This is a genomic window from Micromonospora sp. DT68, from assembly GCF_049847245.1.
Lineage (GTDB): Bacteria > Actinomycetota > Actinomycetes > Mycobacteriales > Micromonosporaceae > Micromonospora > Micromonospora profundi.
The window spans coordinates 259885-277795 of record NZ_JBNCNZ010000006.1 but is presented as its reverse complement, the minus strand read 5'-3'; the positions used below and the strand labels follow the sequence as shown (position 1 = coordinate 277795).

The window sequence follows — 17911 nt, the reverse complement described above, 5'->3', positions numbered from 1 at the left end:
AGCGTCTACGTCCCGAGCAGCCCGGCCGCGCGCAACGCCGGCCAGAGCTCGTTCGGGACGTCGGCCTCGGACCGGCGCAGCGTCTCGGCCACCTGGGCCGCGTCACGCAGGCCGACGACGGTCGAGACGACGGCCGGATGCTGGCGGACGTACGCCAGTGCCGCTTGCGGCAGGGTCACGCCGTGGGCCTCGCACACGTCGGCGATCCGCCGGGCGCGCTCGATCACCTCCGGTGGGGCCTGCTCATAGTTGTAGACCGCGTCGGCCGGCGGCCGGTCCCGGGCCAGCAGCCCCGAGTTGTAGACCCCGGCGATCACCACGCCGACCCCACGGGCCTGCGCGGCGGGCAGGAGGTCGGCAAGCGCGCCCTGCTCCAGCAGCGTGTACCGACCGGCGCACATCATGACGTCGACATCGGCCTCCTCGACGAACCGGGCCAGCATCGCCGACTGGTTCATGCCCGCGCCGATCGCGCCGATGACGCCCTCGTCGCGCAGCCGGACCAGCGCCGGAACGGCCTCGGTGGCCGCCTGCTCCCAGTGCTCGTCGGGGTCGTGCAGGTAGACCACATCGATGCGGTCCAGGCCCGTGCGCTCCAGGCTGGCCTCCAACGACCGGCGTACACCGTCGCCGCTGAAGTCCCAGACCCGCCTGTGGTCGGCCGGCACGTCGAAGCCCTCGGCGTCGCGCTGTTGTGCGGTCTCCGGCGACGGTACGAGCAGCCGCCCCACCTTCGTCGACACCACGTACTCGTTGCGGGGGCGGGAGCGCAGGGCAGCGCCGAGGCGCCGCTCGGACAGCCCGAGCCCGTAGTGCGGCGCGGTGTCGAAGTATCGGATGCCCGCCGCCCACGCGGCGTCCACGGCGGCGGCGAACTCGTCGTCGGAGGTCGCCCGGTAGAGGTTTCCGCCCTGAGCGGCGCCGAAGCCCAGGGCGGTGAGTCGGACCCCGGGCCGACGCGGCAGCGCCCGGGGCGTCACGACTCCCCCAGCCGGTAGGCGCGGCGTGCGGTGTCGCGCCAGATCGCCGCCCGCTCGGCGTCGCCGAGCGGTTCCAGTAGCTCGGCGAGCACCTCCACCCACCTGGTGTACGAACTGGCGAGCAGGCACACCGGCCAGTCGGAGCCGAACATGAGGCGGTGCGGGCCGAACGCGTCGAGGGCCTGGTCGACGGCGGGCCGCAGGTCCGCGGCCGACCAGGACGGCCCGTCCACCTCGGTCACGAGCCCGGAGAGCTTCGCCGTGACGTTCGGCTGGGCGGCGAGCGCCCGCAGGTCGCCGGGCCAGTCGCCGAGGCTCCGCTGCCCGAGCGCGGGTTTGCCCAGATGGTCGAGGACGAACGACACCTCGGGCAGGTCCCGGACGAGCCGGATGGCGGCGGGCAGTTGGCGGTCCCGGACCAGTAGGTCGAAGGTGAGGTCGGCGGCGCCGACCGCCGCGATGCCCCGCCGGACGTCACGCCTGTCGAGGTAGGCGGGGTCGGGCTCGGACTGGACCAGATCGCGGATGCCGACCAGCCGCTGCCCGCCGCGTGCGGCACGGAGCCGGTCGATGCGCTCGTCGATGTCGTCGGCGCTGAGGTCCACCCAGCCGACGACACCGCCGATCAGGGGGTCGTCGGCAGCGACGCCCAGCAGGTGTTCGGTCTCGGCCACCGAGGCGATGGACTGCACGACGACGGTTTCGGTGACGCCTGCGGCGCGTGCCACCGGGGCGAGGTCCGCAGCGGTGAAGTCGTTGTCGATAGCGGCCATCGTGTGCGGGTCGATCCACGGTTGCGGGTGCCGGGCGCGGATCCAGAGGTGGTGGTGTGCGTCGACGATGCCGGGTCGTCCGGCCAGCTGCGTGGCGATCATCGGCCGAGCCAGCCGCCGTCGACGGGCAGGACGGTGCCGTGCACGTAGTCCGAGGCCGGGGAGGCCAGGAAGACGACGGCGCCGGCCAGCTCGTCGGCACGCCCCCACCGGCCGGCCGGGATCCGGCCCACTATGGCCTCGTTGCGGTCGGGGTCGTCGCGGAGCGCCTGGGTGTTGTCGGTGGCGATGTAGCCGGGTGCGATGGCGTTGACGTTCACCCCACGACCCGCCCACTCGTTGGCAAGTGCCCTGGTCAGCCCGGCCAGGCCGGACTTCGCCGCGGTGTAGCTCGCCACGTTGATACCGCCCTGGAAGCTGAGCAGCGAGGCGGTAAAGATGATCTTGCCGTGGCCCCTGTCGACCATCTGTCGACCGATCTCCCGGCTCAACACGAACTGACTGGACAGGTTCACCTGCACCACCCGATCCCACATCTCGTCGGGGTGATCCGCCGCCGGTGCGCGACCGATCGTGCCACCGTTGTTGACAAGGATGTCCACCGGGCCGAGCGCGGCGACGTCCTCGACCAGTCGGTAGACCGCCGCGCGGTCACCCAGGTCCGTCCGGAAGCCGGTGAACCGGCGACCAGCGGCCCGGACCCGCTGCTGCACCGCACTGCCCTCGGACTCCAACTGCGCCGACACCCCGATGACGTCCGCACCGGCCAGCGCCAGGGCCTCCGCCATTGCCAGGCCGATGCCCCGCCGGGCGCCGGTCACCAGCGCGGTGCGTCCGGAAAGGTCGAACAACGCGCTCATCGGCCCTCCTCCCGCCAGTCCAGCAGCACCTTGAGGACGCCCCCGCCACCCTCCAGGGCCACGAACGCGTCGGTGACCTCCTCGACCGGCAGCACCCGGGAAATCAGCTCCCGGGCCGGCACGACCCCCGCCGCGACGAGCCGGATCGCCTCGGCCACATCCGCCCGCGAGTACAACCGCGCACCCACCAACTCCAACTCACGCCAGAAGAACCGGTGCAGGTTCACCGGACGTGGCTGCGGGTGGATCGCCACCAGCACCAACCGGCCACGGGTCGTCAGCACGTCGACGGCAGTGCCGACCCCGCCGGCCGAGCCGGACACCTCGAACGCCACATCCGCCCCCGCGCCGCCGGTCCGCTCGTTCACAAGCGCCACCACGTCGGTCGACCCCGGATCGACAGCCTCGATCCCGATCCCGGAAGCCACCGACCGGCGGAAGCCGTCCGGCTCGACGAGCACCACCTGCGCGCCACGGTCGCGGGCCACCGCGGCGATGAGCACACCGACCGGCCCGCCACCCACCACCACCACCTGCTCGCCCGGCACGACCCGCCCACGGCCGACGTCGTGCACCGCCACCGCCACCGGCTCGACGAGCGCCGCGTGGTCAAGTGGAAGATCGTCGGGAAGCGCGAGCACCAGATCCGCCGGGACCGTCCACGACGACTGCATGGCACCTGGCGAATCGATGCCAAGGAAATCCATCGAATGGCAGATGTGCGAGTCGCCCCGGCGGCACGCCGGGCAACGCCCGCAGGCGCGCGTCGGCATCACCGTGACGGCCTGCCCGACCGACCAGCCGGTCACACCCTCACCGATCGCGGCGATCCGGCCGGACATCTCATGCCCGAGAACCGCCGACGCGCCCACCCGCGCGTCCATGTCGCCGTGGAAGATGTGCAGGTCCGTGCCGCAGATCCCGGTGTACGCCACCTCGATGCGTACCTGCCCGGGACCGGGCGCCTGCGGGGCTCGATCCTCGACTGCGAGGTCCCGTGCCCCCCGGTAGACAACTGCCTTCACCGCTGCTCCGTCTCGACGTGGTGGGATTCCGCCGCTGCGTACGGTCGGACGACTGCCCTGTTGCCGCGCGTCCGCGACCCGAGGATGCGGGCCCGGGTCGGGCTGGGCCGGTTCGGCCGGGTGGTCCCGGCCGGCGTGGTGAGCGGCCCGGTCCGGGCGCCAGCCGTCGGCGTGCCGGCGAGCGCCGCCGATGTCCGCCTGGAGGCTACGAGCGAGGATGACACTCGGGGTCCTTTCGGTGATGGCGGGTTTCCGGGCCGGAGTGGGCCCGGCGGGATCAACGCCGGACGGGTGCGGCGTCCTGGTGGGCCGCGACGGCGTCGGCGAGCAGGGACTCGACCCGCAGCGCCGGCGCGGCAGAGGCGTCGTCGGCCTCCGCGAGCAGCCGCAGGCCGGCCCGTTCCGGGCGGACGTTCGGGCTGTCCGCGCTCGGGCTGCCCGGCCGGTGACCGGCGGCCACGATCGTCGCCTCGTCGACCCGGATGCCGAGCCCCGGCGCGTCGCCGAGGACGAAGGCGCCGCCCTCGATGTGCAGGTCGACGTCGAGGCCCACCGGCGGCCGCAGGTCCTGCAACTCGCTCACCAGGTGGTTGGGGACCGAGGTCGCTGCGTGCAGCAGACCGATCGGGCTGTTGCCGATGGGGCTCACCGGCAGATCGTGGGCGTGCGCCAGGGCGGCCACCCGCAGAAAGTGGGTGACCCCCCAGACGGCGGCCGACTGGACGATGTCGAGGGCGCCCGCACCGATCAACGGCCGGTACTGCTCCAGTCCGGTGAGGTTCTCGCCACTGGCGACCGCCGCGCGGACACCACGACCGACGGCGGCCAGACCTTCGGCGTCCCACCGCCGCACCGGCTCCTCGATCCACACCAGATCGATGGTGCGCTCCAGCTCGCAGACGTGCCGGACGGCCTGCTTGCGTGACCACGCCTCGTTGACGTCGAGCATCAGGCCGGGTCGACGGCCGTGGCCCGCCTCGGTGAGCACGTCGCGCACCAGGGCGAGCCGTTGCCGGTCCCGCTCGATGTCGAGGCCACCCTTGAGCTTGGCGGCACGCAGGCCGTACCCGGCGTAGACCTCGTACTCCGCGACGAGTTCGTCGTCGCTCAGGCCGATGTCCAGACCCGAGGCGTACGCGGGAACCTGTCGGTCCCGGCCACCGAGCAGCCGCCAGAGCGGCTCGCCGGCAGCCTGCGCCTTGATGTCCCACAGGGCGGTGTCGAGCGCGCCGACGGTCCCGAACACGAGGCCCCCGTGGCCGGCCTTGAACGTCTGCCGCAGCATCCGGTCGTACAGGGTGGTCACCGCGCGGGGATCCTCCCCGTCGATGGCTGCGAAGATCGCCTCGATCTCCACGTCCGGCCCCAGGCCGACGCCGCTGATCCCCTCGTCGGTCTCGACGATGACGATCGGCACCGTGGTGACGCCGTGGGGAAGCACGCCGTTGGCGTCGCCGACGGGCCGACCCCACTGTTGGACGGTCGTCAGGGTTCGATACCCGGTGATGCGCATATCAGCCTTTCGTGGAACCAGCGGCGACGCCGTCTGCGATCTGGCGCTGAAGGAACAGGTAGACCGCCAGGACGGGAATCGCGGCGATGAGCACCCCTGAGGCGAACGTGGGGATGTCCTCGGAGTACTGCCCGCGCAGCGAGGTCACCCCGACCATCAGGGTGCGATGGTCGGCCGACGGCATCATCAGCAGCGCGATGAGCACGTCGTTCCAGCAGAACAGGGTGTTGAGGATGCCTACCGACAGCAGCGCCGGAGCGCCGAGCGGCAGCATGATCCGGCCGTAGACGCCGTACACGCTGTTGCCGTCGATCCGGGCCGCGTCGACGATCTCCGCCGGGATGGTCTTGTAGTAGCTGGCCATCAGGAAGATCGTGAACGGCAGGAACTGCGCGACGTAGGCGAGGATCAGCCCCGGGTACGTGTCGACGAGGCCGGTGTCCGCCATGATCCGAGCCAGCGGCACCATGATCACCTGGAAGGGCACGAAGAGCGCCGCGAGGCAGCCGATGAACAACGCCGACGAGCCACGGAACCGCAGTTGGCTCAGCGCGAAGCCGGCCATCGACCCGAAGAGCAGCAGCAGGAACACCGAGCAGGCCACCACGAGCAACGAGTTGGCGGCGTACCGGGCCATCCCGACGCTGCTCCACGCCGTGGTGATGTTCTCCAGGCGCAGGGAGTCGGCAAGCGAGAAACGGTCGAGGATGTACTCCCGCCGGGTCTTCATCGCGACGTTGGCGGTGAACAGCAGCGGGTAGATCGTCGCGAGGGCGAGCAACCCCATCGGGAGAACGAGCAGCCAGCGGCCCAGTCGGACGCGGGACATCAGTCCACCTTCCCCGATCGTCGGAGCAGTTTGAGTTGCAGCAGCCCGACGACGAGCATGATGACGAAGAGGACCGTCGACGCGGCCGACGCGAGCGCCGGACGGTTCATCTGGCCCTGCTGGATCCAGATGTAGTACTCCGGCAGGTACGTCGAACCCTCCGGGCCGCCGGTGGTCATGACGTAGAGCAGGCCGAACATCGAGGTCAGCATCCCGATCATCGTGGTCACGAAGACGAACTGGATGGTGCGGGTGAGGCTGGGGATGATCACGTGCCGGATGACCTGGCCCAGTGACGCGCCGTCGACCCGGGCGGCGTCCAGCAGCGTGCCGTCCAGGGTCGCGAAGCCGGCCAGGAACACCACGAGCGCCATCCCGAAGGTCGCCCAGACGTGGACGCCGACGACTGCGAACATGGCGACGTCCGGGTCGCCGAGCCAGTCCACGGGGCCGATGCCGACCGCGCCGAGCACGGAGTTGACAGGGCCGTCGAAGGACAGCAGAAGGTTGAAGATCGCGCCGACGATGACCGGGGACAGCACGGCCGGGAAGAAGTAGACGCTGCGGTAGAACCGATGCCCCGGCACGCGCAGGTAGATGAATGTGGCGATGATGCCCGGGATCGCCACCGCCACCGGCAGGAGCAGCACCAGCAACCCGACGTTACGCAGCGCGCCCCTGAACAGTGGGTCGTGGAACAGGTCGACGTAGTTGTCGAAGCCGACAGCCGCGCCGTCGCGCTCGCCGTCGCCGGTGAAGGAGAAGTTGACGCCGAGCAGCAGCGGCCACAGCCGCAGCAGCACGAGGATCAGGATGGCGGGAGCGACGAGCACGAACGGCGCGAGGAGTTCGGCGCGGCGGCCACCGGTGGCACGCCGGGCGGCGCCGCGAACGCGGTGCTCCGGCGGCGGTGTGGGCTGCACCCCGCCGGCCCGCCCGGTCGAGACCGGACGGACCGACGGGAGCGACTTTCCGATCGGCACGAGATCAGCCCGCCGCGTCGGAAGCTGCCATCTGCTTCACGACCTCGTCGACGGTGACCGAACCGCTGAGCAACTGCTGGGACAGCCTGCCCATCAGGTCGATCGACTTCGACGAGAGCGCCACGTGCGGCGCGGGCTTGCCGGTCTTGATCTCGGAGACGATCGTGGTCACGGCAGGGCCGCCCTGCGACACGTCGATCGTCGTGTCGGCGGTGATCGCGCCGGCGTTGGCGTAGAACGCCTTCAGCGCGTCGGTGGAGGTCAGCGAACGCACCAGATCGGCGGCCACCTTCGGGGCCTTCGTCCACTTGGCGACCGCGTAACCGATGCCGCCGTCGTACGGCAGGCTCGGGGTCGTACCGGCGGTCACCACCGGCGCCGTCATGACGCCGAGCTTCTCGGGCGTGACGAACTCGTTGAAGTCCTTCCAGTGCCCGATGTCGGACATCAGGCCGATGATGTGCGCGGCCTTGGCGGACTGGAAGACGGCGAACGCGTCGTTGAACATCGCCGTGGAGTTCGCCCCGTCGTTGTTCAACCCCGCGGTGCCGGTCTCCTTCCACAGCTGGAAGATCCGCTTGACGTTGGGCGAGTTCCAGTCCCGCTTGCCGGCGATCCAGTCGTCGTACTCCTGGCCGGTGAGGATGCCCGACGCCATGGCGGACAGGAAGAACTGGATGCCGATGCCCTCCTTGTTGCCGACGGCGAAGCACTTGGCGCCTGTCGCCTTGGTGATGGTGCCGCAGTTGGCGAGGAACTCCGGCCAGGTCGTGGCCGGCTTCGCCGGGTCGAGGCCGGCCTTCTCGTAGAGCGCCTTGTTGTAGTAGATCGGGTGCCCCTGGAGGGTCACCGGTGCGGCGTAGGTCTTGCCGTCCTTGGCGAACGCGTCCCAGCCGGCCAGCCGCTGCCGGTCCTCGGCCACCTGCTCGTCCAACGGCAGGAGGGAGCCGACCCGGTCACGGATCTGGCCGCCGCCGTTGAAGAGGATGACGTCCGGCCCCTTACCGGACTGTATCGCCGCGCCCAGCAGCGTGTAGTACTGGTCGAACGGCTGGGCGACGAACTCGACTGTGACGTCCTTGTGCTTCTTGGCGAAGTCGGCCTTGGCCTTCTCCACGTACGCGGCGGAGCTCGCCTCGCCGGACTTCCAGTCCCAGACGATCAGCTTGTCGGCCGAGCCCGAGGACGACGAACCAGATCCGGTGGCGCTTCCACAGCCCGTCAGGGCCAGCCCCGCAACGAGGACTGCGGCCCACACTGCTCGTTGCTTCATCGTTGCTCACCTTCGTATGGGGAGTGGCCGCAGAACCGGCCGTCGATGCAAGAATGACCGAGAACGTAACTCGTATGACGTATCACGTCAACGTTTACCCGTACACTGGGGCGAAATCGTGGCTCGGGGCAGCCACGCGGAGGTGGACATGACGGCATCGAACGAGACGACAGTGAATGGTTCAGCGGCACCCACCTGGGCTCGCCGTCCGGCCAACCTGGCACGAGCGATCACCGCAGAATTGGTGAACCGGATCGTCCAGGGCGTTCACCCGCCGGGCACCCCGCTGCCCCCCGAACCGGTGCTCTGCGAGACCTTCTCGGTGAGCCGGACCGTCATCCGCGAGGCGGTGAAGATCCTCCAGGAAAAGGGCCTCGTGCAGGTCCGCCAGGGCAGCGGCACACTGGTCACCCCTCCGTCGGCGTGGGACATGCTCGACGAACTCGTTCTCGCCGCGACCATCGCCGAGGACGACAGCCTGGCGATCCTCGACGACCTGGTGGTCACCCGGCGGGTGCTGGAGTCCGACATGGCCAATGTGGCCGCCCGACTCGCCGACCAGGACACCATCGACCGGCTGCGCGCTCTGGTCGACCGGATGGACGAACTCGTCGACGACCACCTCGCCTACCAGGAGCACGACCGCGCCTTCCACGACACCGTCATGCAGGCATCCGGAAACCGGATCGCGCGGGGCGTCGTCCGGTCGCTGGAGAGCCAGGTCGTCAACACCGCGCGGTACATGGGCCGCCCTGAGCGCGCCATGTGCGTGGCCTCCAACCAGGGGCACCGGCGCATCTACGAGCGCATCGCCGCACACGACCCGGACGGCGCCGCCCAGGCGATGTTCACCCACATCACCGAGGCCTGGCTCGTCCGTCGTAGCGGACCGGACAGTCCGACGCGGTTGCAGCGCTGACAATCGGGCGGCACGGGTCGCCACGGCCGTGACCTGAGCGGTGCGCGGCCGGGTTGGTCGAGATTCAGGGCCGTCCATGGCTTGTGAATGTTAGCGATAACAGACTACGCTCGGGCCCCAGAGGCGCAGGGCACGCTTCACCCCTCCACAGGACCCCGCCGGGCCGGTGGAGCCGCGCACGAGCAACGCCCCGCTGGCGGGTGTCCGGGCCTCTCCACAGGACGTTGAGCACCCCGGCCCGCCCCTGCGGGAGCCTGCGGGCATCCAACACAACCTCCGTGTGCCGATCCACGACACCGCCACGCGCCGAGTCGAGCGCCGTCCCCGACCACAGGCCTCCGTGCGGTGCCGATACCCCCTGCCCTACAGCCCCGTCTCCGCTCTTTCGATCCGTCAGGTGAGCGTCCCATCCCTGGGAGGTACCGATGACATCCACACCCACACCGCCGAGGACCCGGCTCAGGCGCGCGGGCGCCTGGCTGGTGAGCCTGCTGCTCGTCTCGACGCTGCTGCCGGCCACCGCGGCGCGCGCGGACAACCCCATCGTCCAGCACATCTACACCGCCGACCCCGCCCCGCTGGTGCACGACGGACGCGTCTACCTCTACACCGGCCACGACGAGGACGGCTCCACGTACTTCACGATGAAGGACTGGCGGGTGTGGTCCTCCGCCGACATGGTCAACTGGACCGACCACGGCTCCCCGCTGAGCGTCAGCACCTTCAGTTGGGCCAGCGCCAACGCGTGGGCCGGCCAGGTCATCGCCCGCAACGGAAAGTTCTACTGGTACGTCCCGGTGACCGCCCGTGCGACCAACTCGATGGCCATCGGCGTCGCGGTGTCCGACAGTCCCACCGGGCCGTTCCGGGACGCCATCGGGCGGCCACTGGTGGGCAACGGCGAGATCGACCCCACAGTGTTCGTCGACGACGACGGCCAGGCGTACCTGTACTGGGGAAACCCCAACCTCTGGTACGTGAAGCTGAACGCGGACATGATCTCGTACAGCGGTAGCGCCACCAAGATCCCGCTCACCACCGCCGGCTTCGGCGCCCGGTCCGGCAACACGAGCAGGCCCACGCTGTACGAGGAAGGCCCGTGGGTCTACAAGCGCAACGGCGTCTACTACAACGTGTTCGCGGCGGAGTGCTGCTCGGAGTTCATCGGCTACTCGACAGCGACCGGCCCGACCGGCCCCTGGACGTACCGGGGGACGATCATGCCTCGGCAGGGCGCCAGCTTCACCAATCACGCCGGGGTCATCGACTTCAACGGCGGCTCGTACTTCTTCTACCACAACGGCGCGCTGCCCGGCGGCAGCGGCTACACCCGCTCGGTGGCAGTGGAGAAGTTCACCTACAACACCAACGGCACCATCCCGACGATCAACATGACCACGACCGGCGCGCCACAGATCGGGACGCTGAATCCGTACGTACGGCAGGAGGCCGAGACCATCACCTGGGGCTCCGGCATCGAGACGGAGCCGGCCAGCGAGGGCGGGATGAACGTCGGCTTCATCGAGAACGGCGACTACATCAAGGTAAAGGGAGTGGGCTTCGGCGCGGGCGCGACATCGTTCAGCGCCCGGGTGGCCTCGGCGACCTCCGGCGGCAGCATCGAGCTGCGTCTCGGCAGCCCCACCGGCACCCGGGTAGGTAGCTGCTCCGTGCCGGGCACCGGCGGGTGGCAGAGCTGGCAGACCGTCTCCTGCGCGGTCAGCGGCGCAACCGGCAACCAGGACCTGTACCTGCGGTTCACCGGGGGCAGCGGCAACCTGTTCAACGTCAACTGGTGGCAGTTCCAGAGCGGCGGCAACCCGACGCCCACGCCGTCCCCCACAGCGATCCCCACGCCCACGCCGATCCCGACCCCCACGCCGATCCCGACCCCGACCCCCACGCCGACGCCGACGCCGACCAGTCCGGGTGGGCAGTCCTGCGCGGCCACCCACACGGTGGTCAACAGCTGGCAGGGCGGGTTCGAGGGGCGGGTGACTGTCACCAACGCGGGGGCCAGCACGATCAACGGCTGGCGGGTCACCTTCACCCTCGCCAGCGGGCAGACGGTGGCGCAGAGCTGGAACGGCACGTTCAGCCAGCAGGGCAACCAGGTGACCCTGGCAAACGCCGGCTACAACGGCCAACTCGCGGCGGGAACGTCGACCACTGTGGGCTACCTCAGCGCGAGCACCGGGAGCAACGAGCCGCCGGGAAACCTGAGCTGCGCATCGGCCTGACGACTTCGGAGGGCGCCGGCCCGTCTCGTCGGGGCAACGACGAGACGGGCCCGCCCCCGTCGGCCATCCGGCCCGCAAGCATCATATCTTTTCCATTCAGATTGCTCTATGGTTTCGTCATTGTGTCGGATGCATGACCGGTCTACACCAGCGCAGACATCCGATGCGGAGATACCGAGCCGCGACGAGCGCCGCCCCGAGGAGGCCCGAGATGTCAGATGTAACGCGCAGGCAGGCGCTCAAAATCGGAGCAGCGGGCGCCACCGGCGCGCTGTTGCCGCTCTCCCAGCTCGGCGACAGCCCGGCGCCCGCATCGGCCGAGGCGCAGGCCGCTAACGACCTTGTGCTGTGGTATGACGAATCGGCCGGCACTGACTGGTTGCGGGCACTGCCGATCGGCAACGGTCGCCTCGGCGCCATGGTCTTCGGCAACGTCGACCGGGAAACCCTCCAGCTCAACGAGGACACCGTCTGGGCAGGCGGTCCACACGATCCCAGCAACACGAGAGGCGCCGGATCGATAGCGGAGATCCGTCGACGGGTCTTCGCCAACCAGTGGACGCAGGCGCAGGATCTGATCAACCAGACGATGCTCGGCAACCCGGTCGGGCAGCTGGCGTACCAGCCGGTGGGGAACCTGCGACTGACCTTCGGGACCTCGACGAGCGCGTCGCAGTACACCCGGCGGCTCGACCTCACCACGGCGACCACCTCGGTGGCGTACGTGCTCAACGGTGTACGCCACGAGCGGGAGGTCTTCGCCAGCGCACCGGACCAGGTCATAGTGGTACGCCTGAGCGTCGACAGGGCGGCCTCGCTCACGTTCACTGCGACGTTCGACAGCCCGCAACGCACCACGGTGTCCAGCCCGGACGGTGCCACGATCGCCCTGGACGGCACGTCCGGCAGCCAGGAGGGCGTCACCGGCGCGGTCCGCTTCCACGCGCTGACCCACGCCACAGTCACCGGTGGCACAGTCACCAGCTCCGGCGGCACGCTGCGGGTCTCCGGCGCCACAAGCGCCACACTGCTGATCTCGATCGGCTCCAGCTATGTCACCTACCGCAACGTCGGTGGCGACTACCAGGGCATCGCCCGCCGGAACCTGACCGCCGCCCGGGCTCGTAGCGTCGACGAGCTCCGCAGCCGGCACATCGCCGACTACCAGGCGCTGTTCGGGCGGGTGAGCCTCGATCTGGGTCGCACCGCCGCCGCCGACCGGACGACCGACGAGCGGATCGCGCAGCACAGCTCGTCCACCGACCCGCAGTTCTCGGCGCTGCTGTTCCAGTACGGCCGGTACCTGTTGATCTCGTCCTCGCGCCCCGGCAGCCAGCCGGCGAACCTCCAGGGCATCTGGAACGACCAGATGACCCCCTCGTGGGATTCGAAGTACACGATCAACGTCAACCTGCCGATGAACTACTGGCCGGCCAACTCGACGAACCTGCCCGAGTGTCACCGACCTGTCTTCGAGATGATCAAGGATCTGGCGGTGGCCGGCGCGCGAACCGCCCAGGTGCAGTACGGCGCCGGCGGCTGGGTCACCCACCACAACACCGACGCGTGGCGGGCCACAGCTGTCGTCGACGGCGCGTTCTGGGGAATGTGGCAGACCGGCGGCGCCTGGCTGAGCACCCTCATCTGGGACCACTACCTGTTCACCGGCGACGTCGAGTTCCTGCGGGCGCACTACCCGGCAATGAAGGGGGCCGCGCAGTTCTTCCTGGACACCCTCCAGACGGAGCCGACCCTGGGCTGGCTCGTCACCAACCCGTCGAACTCGCCGGAGCTGTCCCACCACGCCAACGCCAGCGTCTGCGCCGGGCCCACGATGGACAACCAGATCCTGCGCGACCTGTTCGACGGGTGCGCCCGGGCCAGCGAGATCCTCGACGTGGACCCCACGTTCCGGGCGCAGGTCCGCGCTACCCGCGACCGGCTCCCTCCGACCCGGATCGGCTCGCGCGGCAACGTCATGGAGTGGCTGTACGACTGGGTGGAGACCGAGCCCAACCACCGGCACGTCTCCCACCTCTACGGACTGCACCCCAGCAACCAGATCACCCGCCGGGGCACACCCCAGCTGTACGAGGCCGCGCGGCGGACCCTTGAGTTGCGCGGCGACGACGGGACGGGCTGGTCGTTGGCCTGGAAAATCAACTTCTGGGCGCGACTGGAGGACGGCGCGCGGGCGCACCGGATCCTGCGCGGCCTGGTCACCACCGCCAGGCTGGCGCCGAACATGTTCGACCTGCACCCGCCGTTCCAGATCGACGGCAACTTCGGCGCGACAGCGGGCATCGCCGAGATGCTGCTGCACAGCCACAACGGCGAACTGCACATCCTTCCGGCGCTGCCCAGCGCCTGGCCGCAGGGCCGGGTGACCGGCCTCCGTGCGCGAGGTGGCTACACAGTGGGCATCGCGTGGAGTGCCGGCCAGCCCCAGGAGATCCTGGTCGGCGCCGACCGGGGCGGTACGGTCCGACTGCGCTCGCGGCTGTTCACCGCGACCCACTCGGTCGTCGACGCGGTCACCGGCGCCCCGGCCCGCACCACGAGGATCGAGTCCGACGTCATCGAACTCACGGTGCAGGCGGGACAGTCCTACCGGGCGTACCCCGGGGTCGCGCCGAGTCCGACGGCGACGGCGATTCCGACGCCGACACCGATCCCGACGCCCACCCCGACTGCGACCCCCACGCCGACCTCCACTCCCCCGCCGTCTGGGGCGGCGACTGCCTCCTACGCCATCGACAACTCGTGGGCGGGCGGCTTCCAGGCCACAGTCACCGTCACCGCCGGCTCCACGCCGATAAACGGGTGGACCGTGTCCTGGACCTTCCCCAACGGGCAGACCATCGGCCAGCTCTGGAGCGGCACCCACACCCAGAGCGGATCGGCGGTACGGGTGACAAACGTCGCCTACAACGGCGCGCTCGCCGCCGGCGCCTCGACCACCTTCGGGTTCACCGGCTCCTGGAACGGCACAAACAACCCACCGGCCAGTCTCACCTGTACCACGAGCTGAGTCGTCAGGCTCCCGCGCGGGAGTTGGGCTCGGCCACCCGCCTACCGGGCGGCGGGTGGCCGAGCCCCCCGCACGAACACCGGCTAGAAGTCGTCGTCGAAGGCGACCGAACCCGTCACACCTACCTGGTACGCCGACACCCGCCGCTCGAAGAAGTTTGACAACTCCTGCACGTCCTGCAGCTCCATGAAGGCGAACGGGTTGCTCGACCCGTAGTGCGGCGCGATGCCGAGCTGGGCGAGGCGGCGATCGGCGACGTGCTGGAGGTACTCCCGCATGTCGGCAAGGGTCAGGCCCGGCACACCGTGGCCCAGCAGGTCCTCGGCGAACTGCACCTCGCACTCGACGGCCTCGGTGATCATCTGGCGGACCTGGTCGGCGAGGTCGTCGTCGAACAGGTCCGGCTCCTCGGCACGGACGGTGTCGACGACGTCGAACGCGAACGCCATGTGCATCGACTCGTCGCGGAACACCCAGTTGGTGCCGGAGGCAAGGCCGTGCAGCAAACCCCGGGAGCGCAGGAAGTAGACGTAGGCGAACGCGCCGTAGAAGAACAGCCCCTCGATGCAGGCGGCGAAGCAGATCAGGTTGAGCAGGAACGTCCGCCGATCCTCGCGGGTCCGCAGCTGCCGCAGGTCGTTCAGCGAGTCGATCCACCGGAAGCAGAACTCGGCCTTGCGACGGATCGAGGGGATGTTCTCGATGGCGGCGAAGGCAGCGAACCGCTCGGCCTCGTCGGGCACGTACGTGTCGAGCAGGTTGAGATAGAACTGGACGTGCACAGCCTCCTCGAACAGCTGCCGGGACAGGTAGAGCCGACCCTCCGGGCTGTTGACGTGTTGGTAGAGGTTGAGCACGAGGTTGTTGGCGACGATCGTGTCGCCGGTGGCGAAGAACGCCACGAGGCGGCTGACCAGGTGCCGCTCGGCGGGCGACAGCTTGTCCAGGTCGGTGAGGTCGGCGTGCAGGTCGACCTCCTCGACCGTCCAGGTGTTGCGGATGGCGTCGCGGAACCTGTCGAAGAAGTGCGGGTAGCGCATCGGGCGCAGGGTGAGATCCATCCCGGGGTCGAGCAGCATGTGCGTGGTCCTCGTGTTGGCAGTGTCGGTAGTGGTGTCGGCGGCGGTCACTGGCAGGCCTCGCACGACTCGGGGTTCTCCAGCGAGCAGGCCAGCGCCTCGGCGTCGGTAGTGGACGGCGCGACGAGAGCCACTGTTGCCTGCTGGATGCGGGTGGCGGGGCGCGAGCGCAGGTAGTAGGTGGTCTTCAGCCCGGCCTTCCAGGCGTACAGGTACATCGAGGAGAGCTTGCCGATGGTGGGCGAGGCCAGGAACAGGTTCAGCGACTGGGACTGGTCGATGAACGGGCCGCGGGCGGCGGCCAGGTCAATGAGCGCCCGCTGCGGCAGCTCCCACGCGGTGCGGAACAGCTCCCGCACGTCGGCCGGCAGCGCCGCGATGCCCTGCACCGACCCCTCGGCACGGCGGATCGCCGACCGGATCTCGTCGGTCCACAGGCCACGGGCCTTCAGCTCGCGTACCAGAGCGGTGTTGACCTGGAGGAACTCACCGGACAGGGTCTCGCGCTTGAACAGGTTGGACACCTGCGGCTCGACGCACTCGTAGCAGCCGGCGATCGAGGCGATGGTCGCCGTCGGCGCGACAGCCACGAGCAGCGAGTTGCGCAGCCCGTACGCCGCAACCCGCTCGCGTAACGCCGCCCAGCGCGCGGTCTGCGTACCCTCGACACCCCACAGGTCCGGTTGCAGGTCGCCCCGCGCGGCCCGGGTCTGCCCGAACGCCGGGTGTGCGCCGGCGTGGCGGGCCAGGTCGGCGGAGGTCTCCAGCGCGGTCAGGTACAGCTCCTCGCTGATCCGGGTGGACAGCTCCCGCGCGGCAGGCGAGTCGAACGGCAGCCGCAGCGCGAAGAACACGTCCTGGAGACCCATCAGCCCGAGCCCGACCGGCCGCCAGTGGGGGTTGCTCGCCGCCGCCTGCGCTGTCGGGTAGTAGTTGATGTCGATGACCCGGTCGAGGAACGTCACAGCCGTCCGGACCGTTTCGCGCAGCTTCGGCCAGTCGATGCCGTCGCCGGCGAGGTGCGCGGCGACGTTCACCGAACCCAGGTTGCACACCGCCGTCTCGGCGTCGCTGGACACCTCGATGATCTCGGTGCAGAGGTTGGACAGGTGCACGACGTTGCCCGGCTCGGCGGTCTGGTTGCACAACCGGTTGGCGGCGTCCTTGAAGGTCATCCACCCGTTGCCGGTCTGGGCGAGGGTGCGCATCATCTTCCCGTACAGCTCCCGCGCCGGGACCTGCCGCACGTAGCGGCCCTGCGCCTCGGCCCTGCGGTACGCGGCGTCGAACCGCTCCCCCCACAGGTCGGGCAGCTCGGGCACCTCGTTCGGGTCGAACAGCGACCACATCTCGTCGGCCTCGACCCGGCGCATGAACTCGTCGGGGATCCAGTTGGCCAGGTTCAGGTTGTGGGTACGCCGGGCGTCCTCGCCGGTGTTGTCCCGCAGTTGCAGGAACTCCTCGATGTCCGGGTGCCACGGCTCCAGGTACACGCAGGCAGCGCCCTTGCGCCGGCCGCCCTGGTTGACGGCGGCGACGCTCGCGTCAAGGGTGCGCAGCCACGGCACGATCCCGTTGGACTGCCCGTTCGTGCCGCGGATCAACGCGCCCCGGGACCGGACCCGGGAGTAGGCGATGCCGATGCCGCCGGCGAACTTGGACAGGTTGGCGACCTGCGCGTACCGCTGGTAGATCGAGTCCAGCTCGTCGCGCGGCGAGTCGACCAGGTAACAGGAGGACATCTGCGTGTGCCGGGTGCCGGAGTTGAACAACGTCGGGGAACTGGGCAGGTAGGCCAGGCTGGACATCAGCCTGTAGAAACCGACAGCCTCGTCCGGCGTACGGGACAGGCCGCAGGCCACCCGCAGCAGCCAGAACTGCGGCGTCTCCAGAACCAGCCGACTGGTGGGGTGGCGCAGCAGGTACCTGTCGTAGACGGTACGCAGGCCGAAGTACTCGAACCTCCGGTCGCCGTCCCTGTCGATCGCGTCGTCGAGCAGCGCGGCGTGCGCGGCGACGAACGCGGCGGTGCCGTCACCGATCAGGCCCTCGGCGTGGCTGATCCGGATCGACGCGCTGAACGAGGTGACGCCCTGCCGGCGCACCTCCTTGTCGACGTAGCCGGACAGCAGTCGGGCGGCCAGGCGCGAGTACTGCGGTTCCTCGCCGATCATCTCGGCGGCGGTCTGGATGGACAGCCGGTCCAGTTCGGCCGTCGTCGCTCCGTCGTACAGGCCGCTGATCGTGCGGGTGGCAACCCGCAGCGGGTCGACGTCGGTCAGGTCGTCGGCCCACCGCTCGACCGCCCGGACGATCCGGTTCACGTCCACGGGCTCCATGCGGCCGTCGCGCTTGCGGACCTGCATCGGCGTCCGCCGCACTGCCGTCTCGCCGCTGACCGGGGCT

13 protein-coding genes are annotated in these 17911 nt (G+C 69.8%); 3 read left to right on the top strand and 10 right to left on the bottom strand.

The features are described from left to right. Positions 1-5: 5 nt before the first annotated feature. From ACPXB1_RS13845 to ACPXB1_RS13810, 8 genes are all read right to left on the bottom strand, one after another. The gene (locus ACPXB1_RS13845) at positions 6-980 is read right to left on the bottom strand and encodes an aldo/keto reductase (RefSeq protein ID WP_355591543.1); all 975 of its coding nucleotides are present in this window, start codon (positions 978-980) and stop codon (positions 6-8) included. Then, positions 977-1855, bottom strand: a complete 879-nt coding sequence (locus ACPXB1_RS13840) for an amidohydrolase family protein (protein ID WP_355591546.1) — start codon at positions 1853-1855, stop codon at positions 977-979. Before ACPXB1_RS13840 ends, ACPXB1_RS13845 begins: the two co-directional genes overlap by 4 nt. Continuing rightward, positions 1852-2613, bottom strand: coding sequence for an SDR family oxidoreductase (locus ACPXB1_RS13835; RefSeq protein ID WP_355591549.1), 762 nt, complete (start codon positions 2611-2613; stop codon positions 1852-1854). The genes ACPXB1_RS13840 and ACPXB1_RS13835 overlap by 4 nt, the downstream gene beginning before the upstream one ends. Continuing rightward, positions 2610-3638, bottom strand: coding sequence for a zinc-dependent alcohol dehydrogenase (locus tag ACPXB1_RS13830; RefSeq protein ID WP_355591552.1), 1029 nt, complete (start codon positions 3636-3638; stop codon positions 2610-2612). Before ACPXB1_RS13830 ends, ACPXB1_RS13835 begins: the two co-directional genes overlap by 4 nt. A 277-nt stretch (positions 3639-3915) precedes the next feature. Further along, complete coding sequence (locus ACPXB1_RS13825; protein ID WP_355591555.1) at positions 3916-5151, bottom strand: mandelate racemase/muconate lactonizing enzyme family protein; 1236 nt, start codon at positions 5149-5151, stop codon at positions 3916-3918. A 1-nt stretch (position 5152) separates the two neighbouring features. Then, positions 5153-5980 (bottom strand): carbohydrate ABC transporter permease, encoded by an 828-nt coding sequence (locus ACPXB1_RS13820; RefSeq protein ID WP_355591558.1) that lies wholly within the window; start codon positions 5978-5980, stop codon positions 5153-5155. Further along, on the bottom strand, positions 5980-6963 hold the full coding sequence (locus ACPXB1_RS13815) for a carbohydrate ABC transporter permease (protein WP_355591561.1): 984 nt from the start codon (positions 6961-6963) through the stop codon (positions 5980-5982). Before ACPXB1_RS13815 ends, ACPXB1_RS13820 begins: the two co-directional genes overlap by 1 nt. A 4-nt stretch (positions 6964-6967) precedes the next feature. Then, complete coding sequence (locus ACPXB1_RS13810) at positions 6968-8236, bottom strand: ABC transporter substrate-binding protein (RefSeq protein WP_355591564.1); 1269 nt, start codon at positions 8234-8236, stop codon at positions 6968-6970. A gap of 148 nt (positions 8237-8384) precedes the next feature. Here ACPXB1_RS13810 and ACPXB1_RS13805 point away from each other — a divergent pair, with 148 nt between their 5' ends. From ACPXB1_RS13805 to ACPXB1_RS13795, 3 genes are all read left to right on the top strand, one after another. Then, positions 8385-9155: a FadR/GntR family transcriptional regulator gene (locus ACPXB1_RS13805; protein WP_355632137.1), complete on the top strand. Its 771-nt coding sequence runs from the start codon at positions 8385-8387 to the stop codon at positions 9153-9155. A 425-nt stretch (positions 9156-9580) separates the two neighbouring features. After that, a complete protein-coding gene (locus tag ACPXB1_RS13800) occupies positions 9581-11395 on the top strand; it encodes a family 43 glycosylhydrolase (RefSeq protein WP_355632140.1) in 1815 nt (604 codons plus the stop codon). Positions 11396-11606: 211 nt separating this feature from the next. After that, on the top strand, positions 11607-14426 hold the full coding sequence (locus ACPXB1_RS13795) for a glycosyl hydrolase family 95 catalytic domain-containing protein (RefSeq protein ID WP_355632142.1): 2820 nt from the start codon (positions 11607-11609) through the stop codon (positions 14424-14426). 83 nt (positions 14427-14509) lie between these two features. On the opposite strand, the gene ACPXB1_RS13790 is transcribed toward ACPXB1_RS13795, so the two are convergent. After that, positions 14510-15505: a ribonucleotide-diphosphate reductase subunit beta gene (locus tag ACPXB1_RS13790; RefSeq protein ID WP_355630112.1), complete on the bottom strand. Its 996-nt coding sequence runs from the start codon at positions 15503-15505 to the stop codon at positions 14510-14512. Between the two features lie 47 nt (positions 15506-15552). Next, positions 15553-17871, bottom strand: a complete 2319-nt coding sequence (locus tag ACPXB1_RS13785; RefSeq protein WP_355630123.1) for a ribonucleoside-diphosphate reductase subunit alpha — start codon at positions 17869-17871, stop codon at positions 15553-15555. Positions 17872-17911 lie beyond the last annotated feature (40 nt).